Origin of the sequence: Nostoc sp. TCL26-01 (genome assembly GCF_013393945.1) — a bacterium.
Taxonomy (GTDB): domain Bacteria; phylum Cyanobacteriota; class Cyanobacteriia; order Cyanobacteriales; family Nostocaceae; genus Trichormus.
In genome coordinates, this window is record NZ_CP040297.1 from 5,125,350 (window position 1) to 5,148,684 (window position 23,335).

Below are 23,335 nucleotides of genomic sequence, written 5' to 3' on the forward strand. Positions count from 1 at the left end.
CTACAAAACTGGTGAGTAGTGCTTTAAATTGCAGCATAACTAATCAATCTTGACTGGTCATTACTTAATTAAGATTGCAAACTAATATAGCAATCCTAAATGAGATCCAAACAAATCTGTTCCCTGTTTTCTGTTCCCTAGCAATTAAGTCTATGAACAATCTAGAATTCACCGCAATTATTGGCATTGCTTCTATCCTAGCGGGCTTACTGGGTGCTTTGACTGGGTTGGGAGGAGCCGTTGTGGTTGTACCGTTCTTGACGCTGGGGCTTGGTGTAGACATTCGATATGCGATTGGCGCTGCTTTAGTGTCTGTAATTGCTACCTCGTCTGGAGCAGCGATCGCCTACGTTCGGGAAGGATATAGCAATATCCGAGTGGGGATGTTTCTAGAAGTTGCCACAACCTTTGGAGCCGTCACAGGGGCATTAATTGCCGCAAAGATTCCGACCAGAGCGATCGCCATCATCTTTGGAGTGATATTGTTAGTATCCACCTATCTCAGCAATCAACCCCATCATTTACAAGCTGTCGATCTACCAATTGATCCTCTAGCAACCCGCTTAAAGATGGACGGTAGCTACCCAACGCCGTCAGGTGAAAGATCCTATCACGTTCAGCATATTCCCGGTGGATTTGCCGTGATGCTAATCGCCGGAACACTTTCTGGCTTGCTCGGCGTTGGCTCTGGAGCGCTGAAAGTGCTGGCAATGGATCGGGTAATGCAGTTGCCGTTCAAGGTATCTACTACCACCAGCAATTTCATGATTGGCGTGACGGCTGCTGCTAGTGCTGGAATTTACTTCAGTCGAGGATACATCGATCCGGGTTTGTGTCTGCCTGTACTGCTGGGTGTATTAGTGGGCGCATGGTGCGGAGCTAAAGTGTTAGTTCGAGCAAAAGTTCCTGCGCTGCGGATTATTTTTAGCATTGCTCTAGTGGTGATCGGGATTCAGATGATTTACAACGGCATCACTGGGGGAATTTGACATGGCAAGTACGCGCAGATGGACAGACAAGCAGGTGGAAATTACAATCAGTGTGCTTTTACAAGTAGGAGTCACTTTGGCAGCCGCGATCGCGATCGTAGGCGGTATTTTCTATCTGATTCATCACGGTCATGATACTCCTCAAGGTCACATCTTTCGCGGAGAACCGGCTGACCTGCGCCAAGTACCTGGTGTTCTTCATGATGTCCTAGCACTACGAGGACGGGGCATCATCCAGTTTGGCATTCTACTGTTGATTCTCACTCCAGTTGCACGAGTTGCGTTTTCATTATTCGCATTTTGGCAACAGCGCGATCGCCTTTATATCATCATCACGTTAATTGTACTGGTGATTCTTATTCATGGTCTTTTGACCACAGGGTAATTTGAAATAATTCGTAATTGAATTAGTTGAGCGCTACACCTAACTAATTCAAGACCGCTAATTTAAAAAAATTAGCGCGGTGTTCCGTTCCCTTTTAATTACGAATTACGAATTAGTAATTTGTTGAAATACTGTTAAAGGAGAAAAAGATGAAATCATTACTCAAGCAATTTACGCTAATGCTGGGTTTGACAACTTGTGTTTTAGGGTCTCTTTCCTTATCAGCCTCGGCTGATTCCACTGCTGGGCTAATACTCAATTTGACGTGCCAAGGCGACTACACTGTGAATATTTGGAGACGGTATAGTTCGGGCGAATTACTTTATCGTGCTACAGGTCCTCTAGGAAATTTGAGTTTGGGCAAAGGAGTGATGGAGAATACAGGAGCCGCTAAAGTCTATAAGTTTAAGCATAGCAATTACACATACCAAATTGTTGGCGGTCGAGGAGATCACCAACAGCAGGGAGCATTAGAGGTGTTTAAGAATGGGCGATCAATCTTGAGTCAAGCTTGTTCGCAAGAAGGGTAAAAACAATTCAAAATTCGTCTTGGAAAGTTTGCTCAAGTCGGGAAACCCGCCCACGCAACTTTCCGCAAAATTCGTCTTGGAAAGTTTGCTCAAGTCGGGAAACCCGCCCACGCAACTTTCCGCAAAATTCAAAATTATCAATCCCCACAGATAAATCCGGGAGCTTGAAATAAGGATGCTGCGCTTTTCTACCTCCATGTTGATATTGATTTGCGCTTTTATTTCATCAGACTACATTTGAATTATTTCTTGCCTCACTTTCATTTAGCAGTAGAGTAAATCTGATGTACAAAACGACAACTGTTGATTTCACAATTCCCGATCATCAAATCGCTTGGCAAGCGATCGAAAGCTATGTTCAACTCACAAAGCCTCGCATCATCTTATTGTTACTCATCACGACAACTGCTGGTATGGCAATGGGAGCAAAAGGACATATCGATCTCTGGCTGCTGTCGATCGCATTAGTCAGTGGTGCTTGTGCCGCAGGAGCAGCAAATACAATCAACTGTCTCTACGATCGTGATATCGATTTTGTTATGGAACGCACCCGCCATCGTCCGCTACCGTCGGGTCGAATCCAGCCCTATCAGGCCTTAATATTTGCGATCGCGCTGGCATTTATTTCGTTTACGCTTCTAAGTGTTTTCGCTAACCTGTTAAGTGCTAGTTTAGCAATGGTCGGGATTCTCGTTTACGTGCTGGTGTACACCCATTGGCTAAAACGGCATCACTCTCAGAACATCGTCATTGGTGGAGCAGCAGGGGCTATTCCGCCTCTAGTTGGGTGGGCAGCAGTAACAGGCGATTTGAGTTGGGCAGCGTGGTGCTTGTTTGCGATTGTGTTTCTCTGGACACCTCCTCATTTCTGGGCATTGGCAATGATGCTGCGAGATGACTATGCTAAAGTGGGCGTTCCCATGCTGCCTGTGGTGGCGGGAAATGAAACTACAACTAGACAAATTTTTGTCTACACCTTAATTCTGATTCCAGTCACTTTACTGCTTGCTTATCCGCTCCAAGCAACAAATTGGCTCTATCCTGTTGTTGCCATCATCTTGGGTAGTATTTTTGTGCGTAAAGCCTGGTTGTTAAGACAGTCTCCCGCAAATTTGGAGTTGGCGCGATCGCTGTTTAAATACTCCATTATTTACATAATGTTGCTATCTGTGGGAATTGTAATTGGTTGTTTGCCCATTACTTGTGGAGTACTTAACAGGATTTCTTGACCATCAATCTGTTGAATTAAGGTATGAATAATCCAAATCTAAAATTGGATTTGAATGCAGTATAAGTTCCTGCTTAACTATACAAACTTGCATCGTCAGAAATATGATGCCGTTGTATCTTTGATCGATATTCAAACAATTTGCTAGAACCAGAGAGAGATGCAAATTTTTCGATTGAACGCGACAAGGGGGTTATATTGTTAACCCATTCATTAGATTGTTTGTTGTCCTTTATCTTCCCTTTCCGAAAATGAATTCCTCTAATCGCCCTACAATTATTGTCGGAGCAGGTTTTACGGGTCTTTTCACAGCTTTACATCTGCGTCATCAGCATGATCTGCGCTCGATCATTCTCATTGACCCGCAGGAACGGTTTGTCTTCAAACCGATGCTGTATGAACTACTGACGGGTGAATTGTCAGAAGATACTGTTTGTCCGACTTATAAAGAATTGCTGCAAGGCAGTAATATCGACTTTGTGCAAGATAAGGTGACGGAGATTGACCTATCAAACAAACGCCTCAATTTAGCCTCTGGCTTAGACTACACTTACAACCACCTTGTCTTAACAGTTGGTAGCATTCAGGGCTATCTAGGAACGGAAGGCGCACAAGAAAATGCCTTTGCATTTCGGACGCGAGAGAATGCGATCGCCTTAGAACGACAGTTACGAGATTGTTTGCAGTGTGCTAGCCAGACGAGCGACGAACAGCAAAGGCGATCGCTCCTGACATTTGCCGTCGTGGGGGCAGGCCCAACGGGCGTAGAAATGGCGGCAACGCTAGCAGATTTGCTGCCTTACTGGTATGCCCAACTGGGCGGCAATATTCATGAGATTCGCATTGTTTTAATTAATCATGGTAAGACCATTCTCTCAGGGGATGTTAACGCGGGTCTAAAGGATGTAGCTCTTCACGCTTTCAAAACTCGCACAGTACCTATTGAAACGATCTTAGGCGTAGGAGTGAAAGCGGTTCGCGGCGATCGCCTGGACTATCAGCCTGCCGACGGTACTGAAACCAAAACTCTATTGACCCATACTACCATCTGGACGGCGGGTACTGCTGTGAACCCACTCATCCAAAACCTTAAGTCTCAGATTCCCACAGCCCATTTAGATAAGCATGGTTTACCATTAGTAACCCCAACCCTGCAACTGTTGGATTTTCCAGAAGTATTTGCCGCAGGCGACTGCGCAAACGTGCAGCAACAGCAACAACCTGCTTTAGCACAGGTGGCGTATCAACAAGGTGCAAACATTGCTCACAATCTGATTGCACTTGCCGAGGGAAAATCGCCCAGCCCAGTCCATGTAAATCTGCGCGGCACTCTCATGAAATTGGGTTTGGGCTATGGTGTGGCTAATTTATTTGACAAAGTCAAGGTTACTGGTAAACCTGGCGATCTCATCCGCAATGCAACTTATTTGGAAATGCTGCCCACCCCTCTACATGACTTTAAGGCGACTACTGAATGGCTCAAAGAAGAAATATTTCATCATTACCACCGACCCAAGTCGGAATCGGCAACCACCGCTAAACAGCCTCTATCTCCGACCGAGCAACGAGAGCGATCGCTAGTAAAAGCATTGGCGATTCTGGCTCCGATCGCCTTTTTGATTGCCGCCTGTTTTGGATTAAGAACGCCACCCTCTGAACAAGACAGGCAACCGCAGACGAATCCACCTACACAATCTACTCCATAGGAGAACGTGATGCCTCTGCCGCCGTTGAATGACCAGAACCTTCCTTATTCGGATACAATTCATCCGATCGTTGTCCACTTTGTGATTGCGATGGTGTTTTTCGCCTACTTCTGTGACCTGGCTGGATATCTCAGCCGCAACCATCGGATGTTTGAGGTAAGTTGGTGGAATTTAGTTGTTGCGTCCGTTGCTGTTTTTGTTGCGGTGATTTTTGGTGAATTTGAAGCGGGACTGGCACAACCCTATGCGGCTGCTCAACCTGCCTTAGATTGGCACACTGTAAATGGCTGGTCAATTGCGGCAATCCTTGTTGCTATTACTGCATGGCGCGGCATCATTCGGGTTCGCAATCCGTTAAAGATACCTGTGTATTACCTGGGTGCAGCGACGTTTTTGATCTGTCTCGTCTGTTTGCAGATTTACCTCGGTAATTTAGTAAATTGGGTCTATGGACTTCATACCGTGCCTGTAGTCGAAGCCGCAAAACAAGGACTCCTGAAATGAATCCACAATTAATTGACCAGTTAAAGCAATTGGGAATTGAATTGGGGGCTAACGGACTACCCTACCGATTTCCACTCCATCCTAATTTTGTACATCTGACGTTAGGTTTATTTATCATTGCGATCGCCTTCGATTTCGCTGGTACGTTATTTCCCTTAGAACGACCAATTCTCAAGTTTTTCTCTATACCAGTCAGTCGGTCTAACTTTTTTGATGTGTCTTGGTACAACATTGTAGCAGCATCTGCGATTTCGTTTTTTACTGTGGCAGCAGGCTTTTTTGAGATCCTGCTGGCAGATCCCCCCACAGATCAGAAAAGTGCTTGGGGATTGGGTGCGGGTACTACCATGTTGTTACATGGCGTTGGCGGAGTGCTATTGCTGACCCTGATTGTAGCAATGACGATTTGGCGAGGCTACCAACGCTTTAACTGGCGCAAGCACGAGCCGCGACAAGTACAGTGGAGCTATTTGCTAGCAGGGGTTTTCATTCTCGGTTTTATGTTTGTTCACGGGACGTTGGGGGCGCAATTAGGGGACGAATTTGGCGTGCATGGTACGGCTGCTGGTTTGATTCGCCAAGGTAAAAATCCCAATCAAGTTCTCCAACCCTAAATGTAATTATTATGCGAAATTTTAACATTGCGCTATTAGCTATTTTTGTCGGAGCGATCGTTCTTGCCAGCCACGCACTAGGACAACAAGCTTATAATTGGCTACCTGTAGCGGCAACAACAGAAGCTGATCTCGTCGGTCATTTGTTTAGCTTCCTAGTCACACTCGGAACAATTGTTTTTCTGGGTGTCATGGGAATGCTGCTCTATTCCATTCTGTTTTACCGAGCCACCAAGAACGATCCGAGTGATGCACCAGCCATTCGCGGCAATTTGAAACTGGAGATTACTTGGACAGTGATTCCAATTTTGCTAGTAATCTGGATTGCTAGCTACAGTTACAACATTTACCAGCGCATGAGCATTCTTGGCTCCTTGCCACTGGTTCATCTACACATCATGGAAGCTCCCGCTTATGCAGAGATGGGCAGTAGCGATATGCAGCCTGCCGAACAGATTGAGGTAGTTGTAAAACAATGGTCATGGTCGTTCCGCTATCCCAGCCAAAATGTCACCAGCACCGAGTTACATCTTCCAGTCAACCAGCGAGTTCACCTGATGTTGCAGTCTAAAGATGTAGTGCATGGCTTCTATGTACCCAACTTCCGCATTAAGCAAGACATTATCCCTAACCAAACAATCCCATTGAGATTTACCCCCAATCGCATTGGTAAGTATCAACTGCATGACTCTCAATTTAGCGGCACTTATTTTGCCCTAATGACAGCCGATGTTTATGTTGATTCTCCTGAAACTTACAACCAGTGGTTAGCCGAAGCAGCCACCCGTCCGCCTGTTCCAGCAGTAAATCTCGCCAAATCTGAGCATAGTCAACCACCCAAAACACCCCTGCGAAGCAAGTGGCACACCGTTTCACCTGCTCAACCACCCGTTGTCAATAAATAATCATCTCAAAAAGGAATAAATGACAAATATTTTTATTAAAAGTGCTAGCGAACCCGAACCGACAAACTGGAAACGCTATTTTAGCTTTAGTACTGACCATAAGGTAATTGGCGTTCAGTATTTAGTTACAGCATTTATCTTCTTCCTCTTTGGCGGTTTGTTCGCCATGATTGTTCGTGCCGAACTACTAACCCCGCAATTAGATGTCGTCGATCGCTCCCTTTACAACGGACTGTTCACGATGCACGGTACGATTATGATCTTTCTGTGGATCTTTCCGGCAAATGTGGGATTGGCGAACTATCTGATTCCTCTGATGATTGGTGCGAAAGAGACAGCATTTCCGGTGCTGAATGCGATCGCCTTTTGGTTAATTCCAGTTGTAGGAATCTTGCTGTTGTTCAGCTTCTTCTTACCCAGTGGCACAGCTCAGGCAGGTTGGTGGTCTTATCCGCCAGTGAGCATCCAAAATCCGTCCGGTCATTTGATTAACGGAGAGTTCCTCTGGTTGCTAGCAGTAACAATCTCTGGAATATCGTCGATTATGGGCGGTGTAAATTTAGTCACAACCATTTTCCGAATGCGATCGCCAGGAATGACATTCTTGCGGATGCCAGTTTACGTCTGGACGACATTCAGCGCCCAATTGCTGCAATTGTTTTGCTTGCCAGCCCTCACGGGTGCAGCCATTATGCTACTCTTCGATCTCTCCTTTGGTACAGACTTTTTCAGTCCCTTCAAGCAGGGCGATCCGGTAATCTACCAGCACTTGTTTTGGTTTTACTCTCATCCCGCCGTGTATGTCATGGCATTGCCTGCTTTTGGTGTCTTCTCAGAAGTCATTCCTGCCTTTGCCCGCAAACCACTTTTTGGTTATAAAACCGTCGCCATTTCCTCCCTACTTATTAGTGTCATTAGTACGCTTGTCTGGGTACATCATATGTTTGCCAGTGCTACTCCCAACTGGATGCGAATCTTGTTTATGGCAACATCGATGCTGGTAGCAGTGCCAACGGGAATCAAAGTGTTTGCTTGGACTGCAACTATTTGGCGGGGCAAGCTGCATTTCCAGACCCCAATGCTGTTTGCTTTAGGTGGTGTAGCAATGTTTTTGTTTGCAGGCATTAGTGGAGTGATGCTGGCTTCAGTACCCTTTGATATTCACGTCAACAATACTTACTTTATCGTCGGACACTTTCACTATGTAGTCTTCAACACGGTAACGATGGCACTTTACGCCGGAATTTACTTCTGGTTTCCCAAGATCACCGGACGTATGTATTCCGAAGGATGGGGCAAGTTACACTTCTGGTTGACCTTTATTGGCGCAAATCTCAACTTCTTTCCGATGCACCCACTAGGCTTACAGGGAATGGTGCGCCGTATCTCCTCCTACGACCCGCAGTACACCGGATGGAATGTAGTTGCTAGCTTGGGAGCTTTTCTCTTGGGTATGTCTACCTTACCCTTTATTGCTAATATCGTCAGTTCTTGGTTACGAGGACGCAAAGCACTTAATAATCCTTGGAATGCGACTGGATTAGAGTGGACAACCTCCTCACCGCCACCGATCGAAAACTTTGAAGAGATCCCGATAGTGACTTCAGAACCCTACGGTTACGGAGAATCTCATCGATTGGCTGCTGATTCTTCATCTATCTAACGCGGTGTGCAACTTTATCTCAAACCTAACCCCCAGCCCCTTCCCTACGAGGGAAGGGGAGTAAGATTCAAAGCCTCTCTCCGCTTCGGGGAGAGGTTTGGAGAGGAGTTTTAAAAATAAGTCGCACATCGCGTCCATTTAAATGTACATTATCATTTCACGTCAGGAGTCAGTGATGGAAAGCCCGATCGATTCAAGAAATTCGCCTCCAAATAAGCTCAATTCTACGCCTAAAAGAGATAACCTTGCTTTCGGCTTTCCCGTATTTCTTCTCTCGGAAAGCATTATTTTTGTCAGCTTTTTTGTAACTTATGCCCTACTCCGTTGGAAAAATCCAACTTGGTTTCCCCCTGGTGTTTCTGGACTAGATATACCCAGAGCAGCTATAAACACAGTTATTTTGGTTGCTAGTAGTGGTGTAATTTATTTTGCAGAACGCGCACTCGATCGCCATCAACTAATTAAATTTCGTCGTCTGTGGTTACTGACTGCTGCATTGGGTGTAATCTTTCTAATTGGGCAGGTACTCGAATGGCGCAATATGCCCTTTGGTCTTGATGCTGGGTTAGCAGGTGCAACTTTCTATCTGCTAACTGGATTTCACGGAATGCACGTTTTCACTGGCGTGGTTTTGCTGCTGTATATGTATAAACGCTCCCTAGTTCCTGGTAATTACGATGCCGGACACCAGGGTGTGAGTGCAGTCTCCTTGTTCTGGCACTTTGTCGATCTTATCTGGATTATCTTGTTTTTATTACTCTACATTTGGTAGGTATTGTGCTGCCGCAAATACAACCTGCTTAAATCGGATAGATTGTCAGCTTTAGAGACTGTTTATAAAGTAAATCTAAAGAAGATTTTTTTAATAAGCAATCAAAGTTTAGTTTTTAATCGATCGCTATTCTAGATTTGAGTAGAGACAAACGATTGTATCTCTGAAATTTTTGGGAAACGACTCAATGACTTTAGGATACAATTATGCTGAAAGCTGGTAGCTGTATTTGTTATGGCATTAACATCCCGTATCGTTCATAGCGACCCCGATATTTTGGGAGGTACTCCTGTTTTTGTGGGAACACGTGTGCCTATGAAAAATCTGCTTGATTATCTTGAAGCGGGTGATTCATTAGAGGTTTTTCTAGACCATTTCCCTAGTGTCAGCCGTGAACAGGCGATCGCAGCCCTTGAATTAGCAAAGGAAATGCTGACCGCCTATGCGAATCCTGCTTGATGAGTGTGCGCCACGACCTCTAAAGCGTGAGCTTGCTGATTACGAAATACGCACCGTGGTTGAGATGGGATGGTCAGGAAAAAAGAATGGGGAGTTACTCCGCCTGATGAGTCAGGAAGGATTCACGGTTCTGCTGACCACCGATCAAAATTTGCGCTATCAGCAAAATTTACAACAAGCTAGGGTAGCAGTTGTCGTTCTTGTAGCACCCAGCAACAAGCTTTCTGATTTACTTCCGCTGATACTGGAGACTCGTGATGTGTTGAATGCGATTACTCCGGGAGAAGTGATTGAAGTTGGAGGCTCCTGAAAGTTGTGTAGGCGCTTCAAACTTATCTACAGCGACAATCGCCTCCTTAACCCCCAAGATTGGGAGAAACCTATTCATCAATTTACCTCAATAATTTTTTTGATATTACTTCATGTCTCAATTCAGCAACGCCCACGGTCGGCTTGCTAAAAGTATTTTTCGTTATGGCGCGCGATCGCTTGCGTTCTATTTTTACCGATTTAGACTTAAAGCATGAAGAGTTTCTTCACTCATTACAATTTTTGTCTTGTACTTAGAATTCACACATAACTTCTTGTTAACTAGACTATCTTACCTAGTCAAACTCAAATGAATTGAAGAATATAGTTTAAGAATCATTCCGATCCGTCGTTTATTAATTGCAGCTTACGACTATCAGGAGAAAAAGTAGTGATTGCTCCAACTCAAATTGCGAACCAAACACAACTCGATGAGCTTTGCATTAACACGATTCGGACTTTATCAATGGATGCCGTGCAACAGGCAAACTCTGGACATCCAGGCACTCCGATGGCACTGGCTCCCGTTGTTTACTGTTTATGGCAACGATTTTTACGGTTCGATCCCAACGATCCCATCTGGGCAAACCGCGATCGCTTCGTTTTATCAAACGGTCATGCCTCCATGCTGCTGTATTCGTTATTGCACTTAACTGGTGTTAAAGCAGTCAATGCTAAATACGAACAATTGGGTGAACCCTCCGTCACGCTCGATGATATTAAGCGCTTCCGTCAACTTGACAGCAAATGTCCTGGGCATCCTGAATATCGCTGGACTTCTGGAGTTGAAACCACTACAGGGCCTTTAGGACAGGGCGTAGCCACTAGTGTTGGTATGGCGATCGCCGGACAGTGGAAGGCACAACACTTCAATCGTCCTAGCTTCGAGTTATTTAACTACAACGTCTATGCTCTGTGTGGCGATGGCTGCATGATGGAAGGTATTTCCCACGAAGCTGCCTCCATTGCAGGGCATCTCAAGCTGGCTAACCTCTGCTGGATTTATGACAATAACCACATCACGATTGAAGGGCATACCGATCTCACCTTTAGTGATGACGTAGGCACTCGCTTTTTAGCCTATGGTTGGAACATAGTTCGAGTCAGTGATGCCAATAATTTGGATATGTTAGAGCGAGCGTTTCAAACCTTTGAGCAGACACGCGATCGCCCCACACTGATTATTGTCGATAGCCATATTGGGTATGGCGCACCGCACAAACACGATACCAGCGCTGCTCACGGCGAACCGTTAGGGGAAGATGAAATCCGCTTAACGAAACGCAACTATGGCTGGCCAGAAGATGCTAAGTTTTTAGTACCTAATGGCGTTCCAGAACACTTTCAGAAAAACTTGGGGCAAAGAGGACATAGCCTGCGTCAGGAGTGGATGCAAACCTTTGATGAGTACAATGCCAAGTATCCAGAACTGGCAGACCAACTCTACAAGATGTTGCATCGTCAGTTGCCTGACAATTGGGATAGTAATCTTCCTACTTTTGCTGCAGATGCCAAAGGGCTAGCCGGACGCGATGTATCTGCAAAAGTGCTGAATGCGATCGCCCCACAAATTCCTTGGCTGATTGGTGGCTCTGCCGATCTGACTCCCTCAACCAAAACACGGCTCACCTTTGATGGTGCGGGAGATTTTAGCGAAGGCGATCGCTCTGGACGTAACTTTCACTTTGGCATCCGCGAACACGCAATGGCGGCGATTCTCAACGGACTCTCCCTTAGCAAAGTCCGTCCTTATGGTTCTGGATTCTTCATCTTTAGCGACTACTGCCGTCCATCTATTCGACTCAGTGCGCTGATGGAAATTCCCGTAATTTACATCTTCACCCATGATTCTATCGGAGTGGGTGAAGATGGCCCGACTCATCAACCCGTCGAACAGTTAGCGTCGTTACGAGCGATTCCAGGACTGATTACCCTACGACCTGCGGATGCTAACGAAGTTGCAGAAGCTTGGCGAACGATTATCCAGTTGCAGCATCAACCTGCTGTACTGGTGCTGTCTCGACAGGCATTACCAACGCTTAATCGCACTCGGTATGCTGCCGCATCAGGTTTAGCGAAAGGGGCTTATATTTTGGCAGACGCAGAAAGTGGTCAACCCGACGTACTGCTGCTGGCAACTGGAAGTGAGGTTTCACTCTGCATTGAAGCGTATGAACAACTCAAAACAGAAGGAATTAAAGCGCGGGTGGTGAGTATGCCGTCATGGGAGCTATTTGAGCAGCAAAGTCAGGAATATCGTGACAGTGTGATTCCGCCCTCAATTACTGCCCGTGTCTGTGTAGAGCAGGCATCGACGTTTGGCTGGGGTGAATATGTAGGTTCGAGAGGAGGACGGATTGTTATGCATACGTTTGGTGCTTCAGCACCACTCAAAGAACTGCAACAGAAGTTCGGTTTTACCCCTGACAAAATTATTGCAGCCGCAAAAGCTCAACTAACATAGGACTTACGCACTCAACCAATAAACCATAAATGAGGGTGGTCAATAGTCAACAGTCAATAGTCCAAAAAAACTTGATTTTGACTATTGACTATTGACAAAAAGCCAGAAAATTTAGTGACACTGCGTAAGTCCTATAACAGACTAATACTCAATCTATAGCAAAGTGCTGAGTCCTGTTAGCGGTAGCGCGGCGTTTAGCTGGTGCTGAGTAAAAACCCGGTTATTTCCAGGTTTTGAGCAATCAGCAAGATCCTAACTCCCTTGACCGTTGCTATATCTTCAACAAGTGGTCTAATTCTATGGACTTCCCCGTATTCACTAGTATTGCATTCCATCAACTTGTCAACCTAACAGCCCAGCAATGGAGTCAAAGGACTTCAGTGCAGTCAGAGAACCAGATGCGTGATGGAGGGATTTTCTTAATCCTTCTATTGATGAGTTGCATTTGTCTTAGCATTTATCTCAGACGCAGATATGAGAAGCAACGCAAGCAACAGGCAGATGCTCGTCGTTGCCAACGAATTGAAAGCTTAGAAAGGATTTGGAGAATGAACACTTACCAAAAGCCTGAAGGCGATTCAAAGCGGCGCTAGTACAAAACAAACTTTTAATTTGGTTAATTTAACAAGGAATGAACTGATGGTTACTGTAAAAGCATCACAGACAAAGAATCCTTTGCAAGCGTTACAATCCTACGGACAGTCTGTCTGGTTGGACTATATTCGTCGCAGTTTAATTACTAGTGGCGAACTGCAACAGTTAATTGATGATGGTGTGCGGGGTGTCACCTCAAATCCTTCTATTTTTGAGAAAGCGATCGCTGGCAGTACTGATTACGATACAACTTTAACCACGCTCGAACAAAGTCAGGATCGTGATGTTATGTCGCTATACGAAACATTTGCGATCGCAGATATTCAAGCAACCGCAGACCATTTAAAGCCGATTTACGAGCAAACCAACAAACGCGACGGCTACATCAGTCTGGAAGTATCTCCCTACTTAGCGAATGACGCACAGCAAACTATAAAAGAAGCACGCCGCCTCTGGCAGGAAGTCGATCGCCCTAACTTGATGATTAAAGTGCCTGCGACACCAACGGGAATTCCTGCTATTCAACAACTAATTAGTGAAGGCATTAATATTAATGTGACGTTGCTGTTTGCTCAAGACGTTTACGAACAAGTTGTCAATGCCTATATGACTGGATTAGAGTCACTAGCAGCAAAAGGGGGAGATATCAGCCGCATTGCCAGTGTCGCCAGCTTCTTTGTCAGTCGGATTGATACTGCTGTTGATAACCAGATTACAGATCGACTCAAAACTGCTACAGATGAAGCTCAACGTAATTTACTCAAAGGCTTATTAGGTAAAGTTGCGATCGCCAACGCCAAACTTGCTTACAAGAGTTATCAGGATATTTATCAATCGAGTCGATGGCAGAAATTAGCGAATCAAGGCGCACAAACTCAACGGTTGCTATGGGCAAGTACGGGAACGAAGAACCCTGAATATAGCGACGTGCTGTATGTTGAAGAATTGATTGGTGCAGACACTGTTAATACAATTCCGCCAGCCACACTTGCTGCTTTTCGCGATCATGGACATCCGAAGTCTAGTTTGACTGAAGGTATTGATGATGCTCAATCAACATTATCAAACCTACAGCAAGCAGGAATCTCCTTGCAGCAAACTACAGACCAATTATTGACAGAAGGGATACAACTTTTCACTGATGCTTTTGACCAATTATTGAGTGCGGTTGAGAAGAAGCGGACAGCTATTCTGGGTGAAAAGCTCGATCGCCTGACCTACAAATTACCTGATGCGTTGAATACTGCTGTGCAAGCGTCTCTAGACGATTGGCAGAACAACGGTAAACTTCGTCGCTTGTGGGCGCATGATGCAACTCTTTGGACAGACAACGATGAAAACAAATGGTTGGGTTGGCTCGGTATTACTGAAGATCAACTGGCGCATATTGATCGCCTCAAGCAACTCGCGCAAGAAGTGAAAGACTTAGAATTCACTCACGTCTTACTTTTAGGAATGGGGGGATCTTCCCTCTGTCCAGAGGTAATGAAACTAACTTTCGGTAACGCACCGGGCTTTCCCGAACTGCTGGTACTAGATTCCACCGATCCGGCTCAGATTAAAGCGATCGAAAGCAAAATCGACCTCACTCGAACATTGTTTATCGTATCGAGCAAGTCTGGCGGCACTTTAGAGCCAAATATCTTCAAACAATACTTCTTCGATCACCTACAGCAAATCTTGGGTGCAGAATCCGCAGGTAATCGCTTCATTGCCATTACCGATCCCGGTTCCAAAATGCAGCAGATTGCCGAAAACGATGATTTTCGCCATATCTTCTTTGGTTTGCCAAGTATCGGCGGTCGTTATTCTGCCCTCTCGAATTTTGGCATAGTTCCTGCGGCAGCAATCGGAGTAGATGTAGCAAAGTTTTTGGATACGGCTGAAGTGATGGTACATTCCTGTGCATCATCGGTTCCGGCAAAAGAAAATCCTGGTGTTGTGTTGGGTAATATTCTGGGTGTTCTGGCCAAGCAAGGACGAGACAAAGTCACACTAATTGCCTCTCCAGCAATTGCAGATTTAGGCGCATGGCTAGAGCAACTGTTAGCAGAATCTACAGGTAAAGATGGCAAAGGATTGATTCCGGTCGATCTAGAACAGTTGGGAACTCCAGATGTTTATGGCAGCGATCGCATCTTTGCTTACATTCGCTTAGACTCTGCTTTTGATGCTGCTCAAGACGCTGCTGTAACAGCATTAGAGCAAGCAGGACAACCTGTGGTGCGGATTGCGATCGCCGATCCCTACCAAATCGGTCAAGAGTTTTTCCGATGGGAAATTGCGACTGCTGTAGCAGGTTCCATTATTGGCATCAATGCCTTTAACCAACCGGATGTAGAAGCCAGCAAGATTGTTACCCGCCAGTTAACGGCTGAATATGAGAAAACTGGAAAACTACCACCAGAAAGCCCAATCTTTACAGCAGATGGCATTCAATTATTCACCGATCCGAAAAATGCAACGGCACTGACAAAGGCTGTCGGCAAATCTCCTTCTCTAGTCAATTATTTACGCGCCCATTTGAACCGACTACAGGCAGGTGATTATTTGGCACTGCTTGCCTATATCGAGCGCAATGACGAGCATCAAGCGCAACTGCAAGCCATTCGATCGCAAATTCGGGATGCTAAGAAAATTACCACCTGTCTCGGCTTTGGCCCTCGTTTCTTGCATTCCACAGGGCAAGCATACAAAGGTGGCCCCAATAGCGGCGTATTTCTGCAAATCACCTGCGATGATGCTACAGATATTCCTGTTCCCCAACAGAAATATACCTTTGGCGTGGTGAAAGCGGCTCAAGCACGGGGAGACTTTAAGGTTTTAGCTGATCGCGATCGCCGTGCCTTGCGAATTCATCTCGGTAAAGATGTGCGATCAGGTCTAACCATGCTGCAAACTCTCATTCAACAAAGCATTTAGGCAAAATCTGACTGGAATTGAGTGTTTATTTCCACAAAAAAGCAATTTTTTGGCAACAAAACCTAAAAAACTTGGAGAGAAAAACATCATGATAACTAATCAAACAAACCTTGGCGGCACTTTTACGTTGTCGAACACCCAATCACCTTGAATCGCATCGACAGCGTAGAACCTGTTCGCTGGAGTGCATAGTTAGGCTGGGTGTCCAGATGAGGGGAGTGGACAGACCTCCATACTTTGGATTAAGCCGCACTCTAGGATGAAGCGATGACCGACGTGTTCATCGGCCAGGACAGCCCCCGCTAAGTCCCGCACGACCTGATGCACCTCGACCAAGATGCGCCCGCCACCCTCCGGGTGAAAGGATATCGGCTCCACGCGCCCATCAATTTCGCTCCATTGCTCCGTCCAGTAGGCACGGACTTCCTCCGGTCCACGGACAAAACCGCCTTTGAATGCACGCGGCCAAACCACGTCGGCAGTCATGAGGGCGAGGACGGAATCGATGTCGCGTGCATTGAAGGCCGCGTAGGCGGCGCGGAGCAACTCGATTTCTGAGGCAGGATGATTTGACATAAAAGAAGAGGTGAGGAAGGAAATATAGGGTAAAGTCTGCCTGTTATAGTCTAACAACCAATTCAGAAAGGCAAAAATTTTAACTCTAGCGATCGCGGGAGTTTTGACTTTTATCTTGGCAGGAGTAATCTTTGTGACTCCGCTTAAAAGGATAGAGACAATAAGAAGAGAGAAAAATTTTCCAATTTAGAAATTGAGGAAAAAAACAATGCAACTTGGTGTTATTGGTTTAGGGCGCATGGGCGCAAATATCGTCCGACGACTGCTGCGAAACAATCATGAATGTGTGGTGTTCAACCGCACACCGGAAAAAGTGAAACATCTGGCTTCAGAAGGAGCGATCGCCGCCTCTAGCCTGGACGATTTTGTACAGAAACTCGATCGTCCCCGTGCCATTTGGCTAATGGTTCCTGCTGGAGATCCGACCGAAGATATGGTAACGGAGTTGGCTACCAAACTGGATTCGGGGGATATCTTAATTGATGGTGGTAACTCTTACTACATTGACGACATTCGGCGGGCAAAAGCACTAGAAAAAAATGAAATTAACTATATCGATGTCGGAACCAGTGGCGGAGTCTGGGGGCTAGAACGAGGCTACTGCATGATGATTGGCGGCTCGGAAACTGCCGTAAAACATCTCGATCCGATTTTTCAAACATTAGCACCAGGAGTCGGGAAGATTGATCGCACACCAGGACGAGAAAAAGTAGGTAGTACTGCCGAACAAGGTTATTTGCACTGTGGATCTAATGGCGCGGGACACTTTGTCAAGATGGTACATAATGGCATCGAATACGGTGTCATGGCAGCTTATGCAGAAGGGTTGAATATCCTGCATCATGCCAATGTGGGTAAACAACAACGCGCTGCTAGTGCCGAATCAACTCCGCTCCGCGATCCAGAACGTTACCAATATGACTTCAATTTGCCGGATATTGCTGAGGTTTGGCGGCGAGGTAGTGTCGTTGCTTCCTGGCTGCTGGATTTAACTGCGATCGCCCTACTTAAAGATCCTCAACTCGCTACTTTTGCAGGTCGAGTGTCTGATTCTGGAGAAGGACGCTGGACGATTATCGCTGCGATCGATGAAGGCACACCAGCACCCGTGCTGAGTGCTGCTCTCTATCAACGGTTTAGTTCCAGAGGGGAAGACGAATTTTCGAGTAAGTTACTTTCGGCGATGCGCTATCAGTTTGGCGGACACGAGGAAGAACACGCGGAGATATCATCATGACGATCGCACCTACATTTCAATCTCAGACGAAAACCTCGATTCGTCCTGCTGAACCTTTTGCGATCGTGATCTTTGGTGCTGCTGGAGATTTGACCAAGCGTTTATTGATGCCTGCGCTTTATAATTTAGCACGAAGCAATTTGCTACCAAAAGAATTTGCGATCGTTGGTGTCGCTCACACTCCAATGAGTCAAGATGATTTTCGTAGCAAGCTCAGTCAAGATATTCACGAATTTGCCACAGTTGAGGTTGACGATCGCCTCTGGCAACAGTTCGAGCAGCGACTTTACTATCTTTCTGGCGAGTTTCAGGATGCTAAAACCTACCAGCAGTTGCAGGATTTATTGACTCAAGTAGATTCTGCCTGTGGCACGCAAGGGAATTACCTATTCTATCTGGCAACTGCCTCTAACTTCTTTTGCGACATCATCACGCAGCTTGGTTCGTCAGGACTAGCAGCAGAAAAGGACAAACAGTGGCGGCGCGTCATTATCGAGAAACCATTCGGACGCGATCTAGATTCTGCTCGCACTCTAAATAAACAGATCGGTAGCGTATTAAAGGAAAACCAAATTTATCGCATCGATCATTATTTGGGTAAAGAAACAGTCCAGAATATTATGGTGTTTCGCTTTGGGAATGGACTGTTTGAGCCAATTTGGAATCGTAACAATATCGATCATGTGCAGATTACTGTGGCAGAAACGGTGGGAGTTGAGAGCAGAGGCAATTTTTATGAAGGAATGGGTGCAGTGCGCGATATGGTGCAGAATCACCTGTTTCAACTGTTGACCATGATTGCGATGGAACCTCCTGTATCGTTTGATGCCAACTCAGTACGCGATGAAAAGTCCAAGTTATTGAAAGCAGTGCAACCCTTAACAGATGAAACCGTGCTAACGCATACAGTACGTGGTCAGTACGGAGAAGGAATCGTTAACGGAGTATCTCTGAATGGCTATCGCTCAGAACCGCGTGTAGCTTCAAACTCTAATACCGAAACATACGCCGCCTTAAAGTTAACCATTGATAACTGGCGATGGGCAGGTGTGCCATTTTATCTGCGAACGGGTAAACGTTTACCCAAGCGAGTGACTGAGATTGCGGTGCAATTCAAGCAAGTTCCTTCGCTGTTGTTTCAAGACACGTCGATTGATCGCCTGACACCTAATGTTCTCATTCTCCGCATTCAACCCGATGAAGGCATTAGCTTTCAGTTTGGGGCAAAAATTCCCGGCCCAACCGTGCGAATGGGGGCTGTGAATATGGATTTTTGCTACGCTGACTATTTTGGCACAACTCCCAGTACAGGCTATGAAACCTTACTCTATGATTGCGCGATCGGTGATGCTACACTCTTCCAGCGATCGGACAACGTGGAACTCGGTTGGAGTGTGGTTACTCCCATTTTGGATGTTTGGGGCGCATTACCAGCAAGAGAGTTTCCCAATTATACGGCAGGAACGTGGGGACCGAAAGATGCTGACGAACTGCTCTGGCGCGATGGTCGGCAATGGCGATCAATTCAGGAGTGCTGAGTGCGATTATTACTTTTTTACTCAGCACTCATAACTGGGTACTCAGCACTGTTTCGGTGATGAATAAAAATCAGAAATCAATTAGCGGTTCAACGGAGAAGCACAATGTTGAGTAAACATACATGGAGCATTATCAACATTAGTTTTCTAACCATTTGCATTACGATCGCAACTTGCCAACTAACGCGAGCCGAAGACACGATTACCACAGCAACTTCCATCAAAAATGCTCCTTATAGCAAGGTATTCCACACTGGTTCAATCTATGCGGTGAGAGATCATGACTATAAAGGGAGTGAACCTGCTCTTGGTGTATCAACTCTTTGGAGCAAAAATCCGACCAAGAATAGCCTTTTGCTAGGAGTACGGTATTGTGTACCTGACAAATCTATACTTGGCTCTGATGCTTCCTTAACTAGAATTGTGCTGCTTAACAAAAATCAACCCTTGGTCACAATCAATCAACCAATAAAAAAAACCTCCAGCTATCAAAAAGTTGTTCAAAGTTCCACCACAATTCCGGGATTAGGCTTTTGGGATGCCGAGACGTATTGGGGCAACGATGCTTTTTGGGATGGCATTGATGATCCTTTCTGGGCTGATACTGCTACGTTTCCGTCTGTAACGTGTAGTGCGGGAAGCAGCCGATTTAACATTGCTCCATTTGCCAGCGCGATCGCTCAACTTCCGCCCCAAACGCTTCAGATGAAATTGATCTTTAGCAATGGTGCAACCAGCCAATGGGAATTGGGACAAAAAACGGTACAGGCACTCAAAGAATTGTTAGCTATTGGGCAAAGCTCGTCAAATACCTCTCAAGCACCTTAGACATTAGCTTTCAGTTTGGGGCGCATTACCAGCAAAAGAGTTTCCCAATTATACGGCAGGAAGTTGGGAACCTCAAGAAGCCGACGAGCTTTTACAAAGAGATGGTTGTAAGTGGCTTGTTGATGAGCTATGGGCAAGGATTTGGTGACAGATAAATAACAGTTCATACAAACAGGAGACTTTTAATGCCATACATTACTGTCGGTAAAGAAAACTCTGCAAACATCGATATTTACTATGAAGACTTAGGATCGGGGAAACCTGTTGTGCTGATTCACGGTTTTCCTCTAAGCGGTCATTCCTGGGAAAAGCAAGTTGCAGATTTGTTAGCTGCGGGTTATCGAGTCATCACTTATGACCGTCGGGGTTTCGGCGATTCTAGTCAGCCCTCAATTGGTTACGATTATGACACCTTTGCGGCAGATCTCAACAAACTAATCATCCAACTCGATCTGCGCGATGTCGCGCTAGTTGGCTTTTCAATGGGAACCGGTGAAGTCACTCGCTATCTGAGCAAATACGGCTCAGAGCGTGTTAGTAAGGCGGTGTTGCTAGCTCCAGTACCTCCCTTTCTGCTAAAAACCGACGATAATCCTGAAGGAGTTGATCAGAGCGTTTTTGATCAGATTAAGGCGGCAATTGTTGCTGATCGTCCCTCGTACTTATCGACATTCTTCTCGGACTTTTATAATGTGGATGTCCTGGGTGGCGAGCGCATTACCGAGGATGCTATTCGGCTCAGTTGGCAAGTTGCAGCAGCAGCTTCCGCCAAGGCGACGCTCGATTGCGTTCCCAGCTGGCTCACAGATTTCCGCGCCGATCTCCCACGCATCGACGTATCAACCCTAATCGTTCAAGGAGATGCCGATCGCATTCTCCCATTTTCTTCTACTGGAGCTAGACTGCCAAAGTTGATTAAGAACAGTCGGCTAGAGGTAATACCTAATGGTCCCCATGCTATTAACTGGACTCATGCCGATCAGCTTAATCCTATACTGTTGGATTTTCTTAGACAGGAAAATTAATCAGCCGAGCTGATAAAGATGCTTATCCGAACAGTATTAAAACACCACTAACATAATCGTGAACTCAACAACTCCTCCCAAATCTCCTAAAATTTCTCTGCTGCTAGCAGACGTAGATGGAACGCTGGTTACTAAAGAGAAAATTCTCACCGATCGCGCTCGTGCAGCAGTCCAAAAACTTCATGATGCGGGCATTCGTTTCGCCATTACTAGTGGTCGTCCGCCATTAGGGATGAAAACGATCGTGGAGGCACTGAAGCTGACAGAGCCGATCGCAGCATTTAATGGCGGTTTGTTCGTCAATCCCGACTTTTCCACAATCGAAGAAAATGTCTTACCAACTGCCATCGTTCGAGAAGTCATCCAAACGATCGCCGCTCATCATCTCGATGTTTGGATTTATCGCGGCAAGGATTGGTTCGTACACGAACGGCATGGTTCTCACGTTGATCGCGAAGAATGGACGGTTAAGTTTTCTCCAACCGTTGTTTCTAGTTATGACGATCTACTCGATAACGTTGTCAAAATTGTTGGTGTTAGTGACAACCTAGATGCTGTTGCCAAGTGCGAAACCGATGTTCGCCAAGCATTTAGTCCCCACGTTCACTGTCAGAAAGGAGCCAGTTCAGGAGGTGGGGAACAGGTATCTGCGGCGCGATCGCAGCCCTACTATTTAGACGTAACCCATCCCCGCGCCAACAAAGGGGCTGTTGTCGATCGACTTTCGCAACTGCTCTTAATTCCCAGACAGGAGATTGCCACGATCGGAGATATGCCTAACGATGTACCGATGTTTGAGCGAAGTGGATTGAGCATTGCGATGGGCAATGCCAGTGCAGAGGTGCAACAGCAAGCTCAGTACGTCACGACATCTTACGAAGAGGAAGGATTTGCCAATGCGGTTGAACAATTCATTTTGGTCAGCAATACCGCAGACATCCCCAAGAACCCTCTTCAATCGACGGTCTAGCACTGCAATCAATGAAAGAGTCTGCCTTTATTGTTCTAGCTTACTTCTGCAACACATTCGTCATCATCAGGTGCATTGGTTTTGCGGAAGCTGTTAGCAAGATATGTGGTGAAAGGAAAAGAGGACAAAGTTTTACCAAGTAATGTTTTTAGGAGAAACACAATGACTCAACGAGTGAAAGAAATTCTGAGTTGGTATGGCAGCGATAATCCTGGGACGCTGACTAATCTAAGTCGGTTGCTAAATCATGGCAAACTAGCTGGAACTGGGAAATTAGTGATTCTACCCGTCGATCAAGGCTTTGAGCATGGTCCGGCTCGTAGTTTTGCACCTAATCCACCGGCTTACGATCCTCGCTATCACTTCGAGTTGGCGATCGCAGCTGGATGTAATGCCTACGCTGCACCGTTAGGATTTTTGGAAGCGGGAGCGCGAGAATTTGCAGGCGAGATTCCCCTGATTCTTAAAGCCAACGATAGCGATGTCCTGCAAGACGACCCAGATCCTACCCAAGCACTTACAGGCTGCGTTGAGGATGCACTGAGGTTGGGCTGTGTTGGGATTGGTTTCACCATTTATCCAGGTTCGGCTCATCGGTTTGAAATGTATCAACAAATTCGTGCTTATGCTGAAGAAGCAAAGCGTCATGGATTAGTTGTAATAATTTGGTCTTATGCACGCGGATCGGGATTGAGTAAAGCAGGTGAGACGGCGATCGATGTAATTGGTTATGCGGCTCAAATTGCGGCTCAATTGGGCGCTCACATCATTAAGGTCAAACTGCCAACCGAGCATATCGAACAGGATGCAGCCCGTAAGGTATATGAAAAAGAGCAAATCCCGATCGCAACCTTAACTGAACGAGTACATCATGTGGTGCAATGTGCTTTTAACGGACGGCGGATTGTCATTTTTTCCGGTGGACCGATTGACACGGATGATGTCTTTTTCGATGAAGTTCGCGCTATTCAAGCGGGTGGCGGATTTGGCTCGATTATCGGACGTAATTCCTTTCAACGTTCTAAGTCGGATGCAATAAAATTCCTCAACACAGTCATTGATAGTTACAGTACGCATCCATCCCCAGTGCAAATTCCGGTTTTGAAGTAGAGGAAAT

General features: G+C 45.9%; 22 protein-coding genes. 21 read left to right on the plus strand and 1 reads right to left on the minus strand.

The window, feature by feature from the left end; translation table 11 throughout:
* The first annotated feature begins 152 nt into the window (after positions 1-152).
* The 15 genes from FD725_RS22100 (at position 153) to FD725_RS22170 (ending at position 16,044) form a co-directional block, all read left to right on the plus strand.
* Positions 153-989, plus strand: coding sequence for a sulfite exporter TauE/SafE family protein (locus FD725_RS22100; RefSeq protein WP_179050135.1), 837 nt, complete (start codon positions 153-155; stop codon positions 987-989).
* A gap of 1 nt (position 990) precedes the next feature.
* A complete protein-coding gene (locus FD725_RS22105; protein ID WP_179050136.1) occupies positions 991-1,374 on the plus strand; it encodes a DUF1634 domain-containing protein in 384 nt (127 codons plus the stop codon).
* Positions 1,375-1,523: 149 nt separating this feature from the next.
* On the plus strand, positions 1,524-1,904 hold the full coding sequence (locus FD725_RS22110; RefSeq protein ID WP_179050137.1) for a hypothetical protein: 381 nt from the start codon (positions 1,524-1,526) through the stop codon (positions 1,902-1,904).
* A gap of 284 nt (positions 1,905-2,188) precedes the next feature.
* Positions 2,189-3,133, plus strand: coding sequence for a heme o synthase (locus FD725_RS22115; RefSeq protein ID WP_179050138.1), 945 nt, complete (start codon positions 2,189-2,191; stop codon positions 3,131-3,133).
* Between the two features lie 250 nt (positions 3,134-3,383).
* Positions 3,384-4,838 carry an NAD(P)/FAD-dependent oxidoreductase gene (locus tag FD725_RS22120; protein ID WP_179050139.1) on the plus strand — a complete coding sequence of 485 codons (1,455 nt, stop codon included), beginning with the start codon at positions 3,384-3,386 and terminating at the stop codon, positions 4,836-4,838.
* A gap of 9 nt (positions 4,839-4,847) precedes the next feature.
* A complete protein-coding gene (locus tag FD725_RS22125; protein ID WP_179050140.1) occupies positions 4,848-5,342 on the plus strand; it encodes a DUF2231 domain-containing protein in 495 nt (164 codons plus the stop codon).
* Complete coding sequence (locus tag FD725_RS22130) at positions 5,339-5,956, plus strand: DUF2231 domain-containing protein (RefSeq protein WP_179050141.1); 618 nt, start codon at positions 5,339-5,341, stop codon at positions 5,954-5,956. The genes FD725_RS22125 and FD725_RS22130 overlap by 4 nt, the downstream gene beginning before the upstream one ends.
* A gap of 11 nt (positions 5,957-5,967) precedes the next feature.
* A complete protein-coding gene (locus tag FD725_RS22135) occupies positions 5,968-6,861 on the plus strand; it encodes a cytochrome c oxidase subunit II (RefSeq protein WP_179050142.1) in 894 nt (297 codons plus the stop codon).
* A gap of 19 nt (positions 6,862-6,880) precedes the next feature.
* Positions 6,881-8,524, plus strand: coding sequence for a cbb3-type cytochrome c oxidase subunit I (locus tag FD725_RS22140; protein WP_179050143.1), 1,644 nt, complete (start codon positions 6,881-6,883; stop codon positions 8,522-8,524).
* A 175-nt stretch (positions 8,525-8,699) separates the two neighbouring features.
* Complete coding sequence (locus FD725_RS22145) at positions 8,700-9,296, plus strand: heme-copper oxidase subunit III (protein ID WP_179050144.1); 597 nt, start codon at positions 8,700-8,702, stop codon at positions 9,294-9,296.
* 234 nt (positions 9,297-9,530) lie between these two features.
* Positions 9,531-9,755, plus strand: coding sequence for a DUF433 domain-containing protein (locus FD725_RS22150; protein ID WP_179050145.1), 225 nt, complete (start codon positions 9,531-9,533; stop codon positions 9,753-9,755).
* Positions 9,739-10,065, plus strand: coding sequence for a DUF5615 family PIN-like protein (locus tag FD725_RS22155; RefSeq protein ID WP_179050146.1), 327 nt, complete (start codon positions 9,739-9,741; stop codon positions 10,063-10,065). The genes FD725_RS22150 and FD725_RS22155 overlap by 17 nt, the downstream gene beginning before the upstream one ends.
* 465 nt (positions 10,066-10,530) lie before the next feature.
* Positions 10,531-12,528 (plus strand): transketolase, encoded by a 1,998-nt coding sequence (gene tkt / locus FD725_RS22160; protein ID WP_179051644.1) that lies wholly within the window; start codon positions 10,531-10,533, stop codon positions 12,526-12,528.
* A gap of 299 nt (positions 12,529-12,827) precedes the next feature.
* The gene (locus FD725_RS22165) at positions 12,828-13,121 is read left to right on the plus strand and encodes a hypothetical protein (protein ID WP_179050147.1); all 294 of its coding nucleotides are present in this window, start codon (positions 12,828-12,830) and stop codon (positions 13,119-13,121) included.
* Between the two features lie 46 nt (positions 13,122-13,167).
* Entirely contained in the window at positions 13,168-16,044 is a 2,877-nt protein-coding gene (locus FD725_RS22170; protein ID WP_179050148.1) for a bifunctional transaldolase/phosoglucose isomerase, read from the plus strand.
* Positions 16,045-16,236: 192 nt separating this feature from the next.
* On the opposite strand, the gene FD725_RS22175 is transcribed toward FD725_RS22170, so the two are convergent.
* The gene (locus FD725_RS22175; RefSeq protein ID WP_256871706.1) at positions 16,237-16,677 is read right to left on the minus strand and encodes a nuclear transport factor 2 family protein; all 441 of its coding nucleotides are present in this window, start codon (positions 16,675-16,677) and stop codon (positions 16,237-16,239) included.
* A 151-nt stretch (positions 16,678-16,828) separates the two neighbouring features.
* On the opposite strand from FD725_RS22175, the gene gnd reads away from it, so the two are divergent.
* From gnd to FD725_RS22205, 6 genes are all read left to right on the plus strand, one after another.
* Positions 16,829-17,857 (plus strand): phosphogluconate dehydrogenase (NAD(+)-dependent, decarboxylating), encoded by a 1,029-nt coding sequence (gene gnd / locus FD725_RS22180; RefSeq protein ID WP_179050150.1) that lies wholly within the window; start codon positions 16,829-16,831, stop codon positions 17,855-17,857.
* The gene (gene zwf, locus FD725_RS22185) at positions 17,854-19,395 is read left to right on the plus strand and encodes a glucose-6-phosphate dehydrogenase (protein ID WP_179050151.1); all 1,542 of its coding nucleotides are present in this window, start codon (positions 17,854-17,856) and stop codon (positions 19,393-19,395) included. Before gnd ends, zwf begins: the two co-directional genes overlap by 4 nt.
* Before the next feature lie 105 nt (positions 19,396-19,500).
* Positions 19,501-20,223, plus strand: coding sequence for a hypothetical protein (locus FD725_RS22190; protein WP_179050152.1), 723 nt, complete (start codon positions 19,501-19,503; stop codon positions 20,221-20,223).
* A 185-nt stretch (positions 20,224-20,408) separates the two neighbouring features.
* Positions 20,409-21,248, plus strand: coding sequence for an alpha/beta fold hydrolase (locus FD725_RS22195; protein WP_179050153.1), 840 nt, complete (start codon positions 20,409-20,411; stop codon positions 21,246-21,248).
* Positions 21,249-21,306: 58 nt separating this feature from the next.
* On the plus strand, positions 21,307-22,218 hold the full coding sequence (locus FD725_RS22200) for a Cof-type HAD-IIB family hydrolase (RefSeq protein WP_179050154.1): 912 nt from the start codon (positions 21,307-21,309) through the stop codon (positions 22,216-22,218).
* 162 nt (positions 22,219-22,380) lie between these two features.
* Positions 22,381-23,328: a class I fructose-bisphosphate aldolase gene (locus tag FD725_RS22205; protein ID WP_179050155.1), complete on the plus strand. Its 948-nt coding sequence runs from the start codon at positions 22,381-22,383 to the stop codon at positions 23,326-23,328.
* The last annotated feature ends 7 nt before the right edge of the window (positions 23,329-23,335 follow it).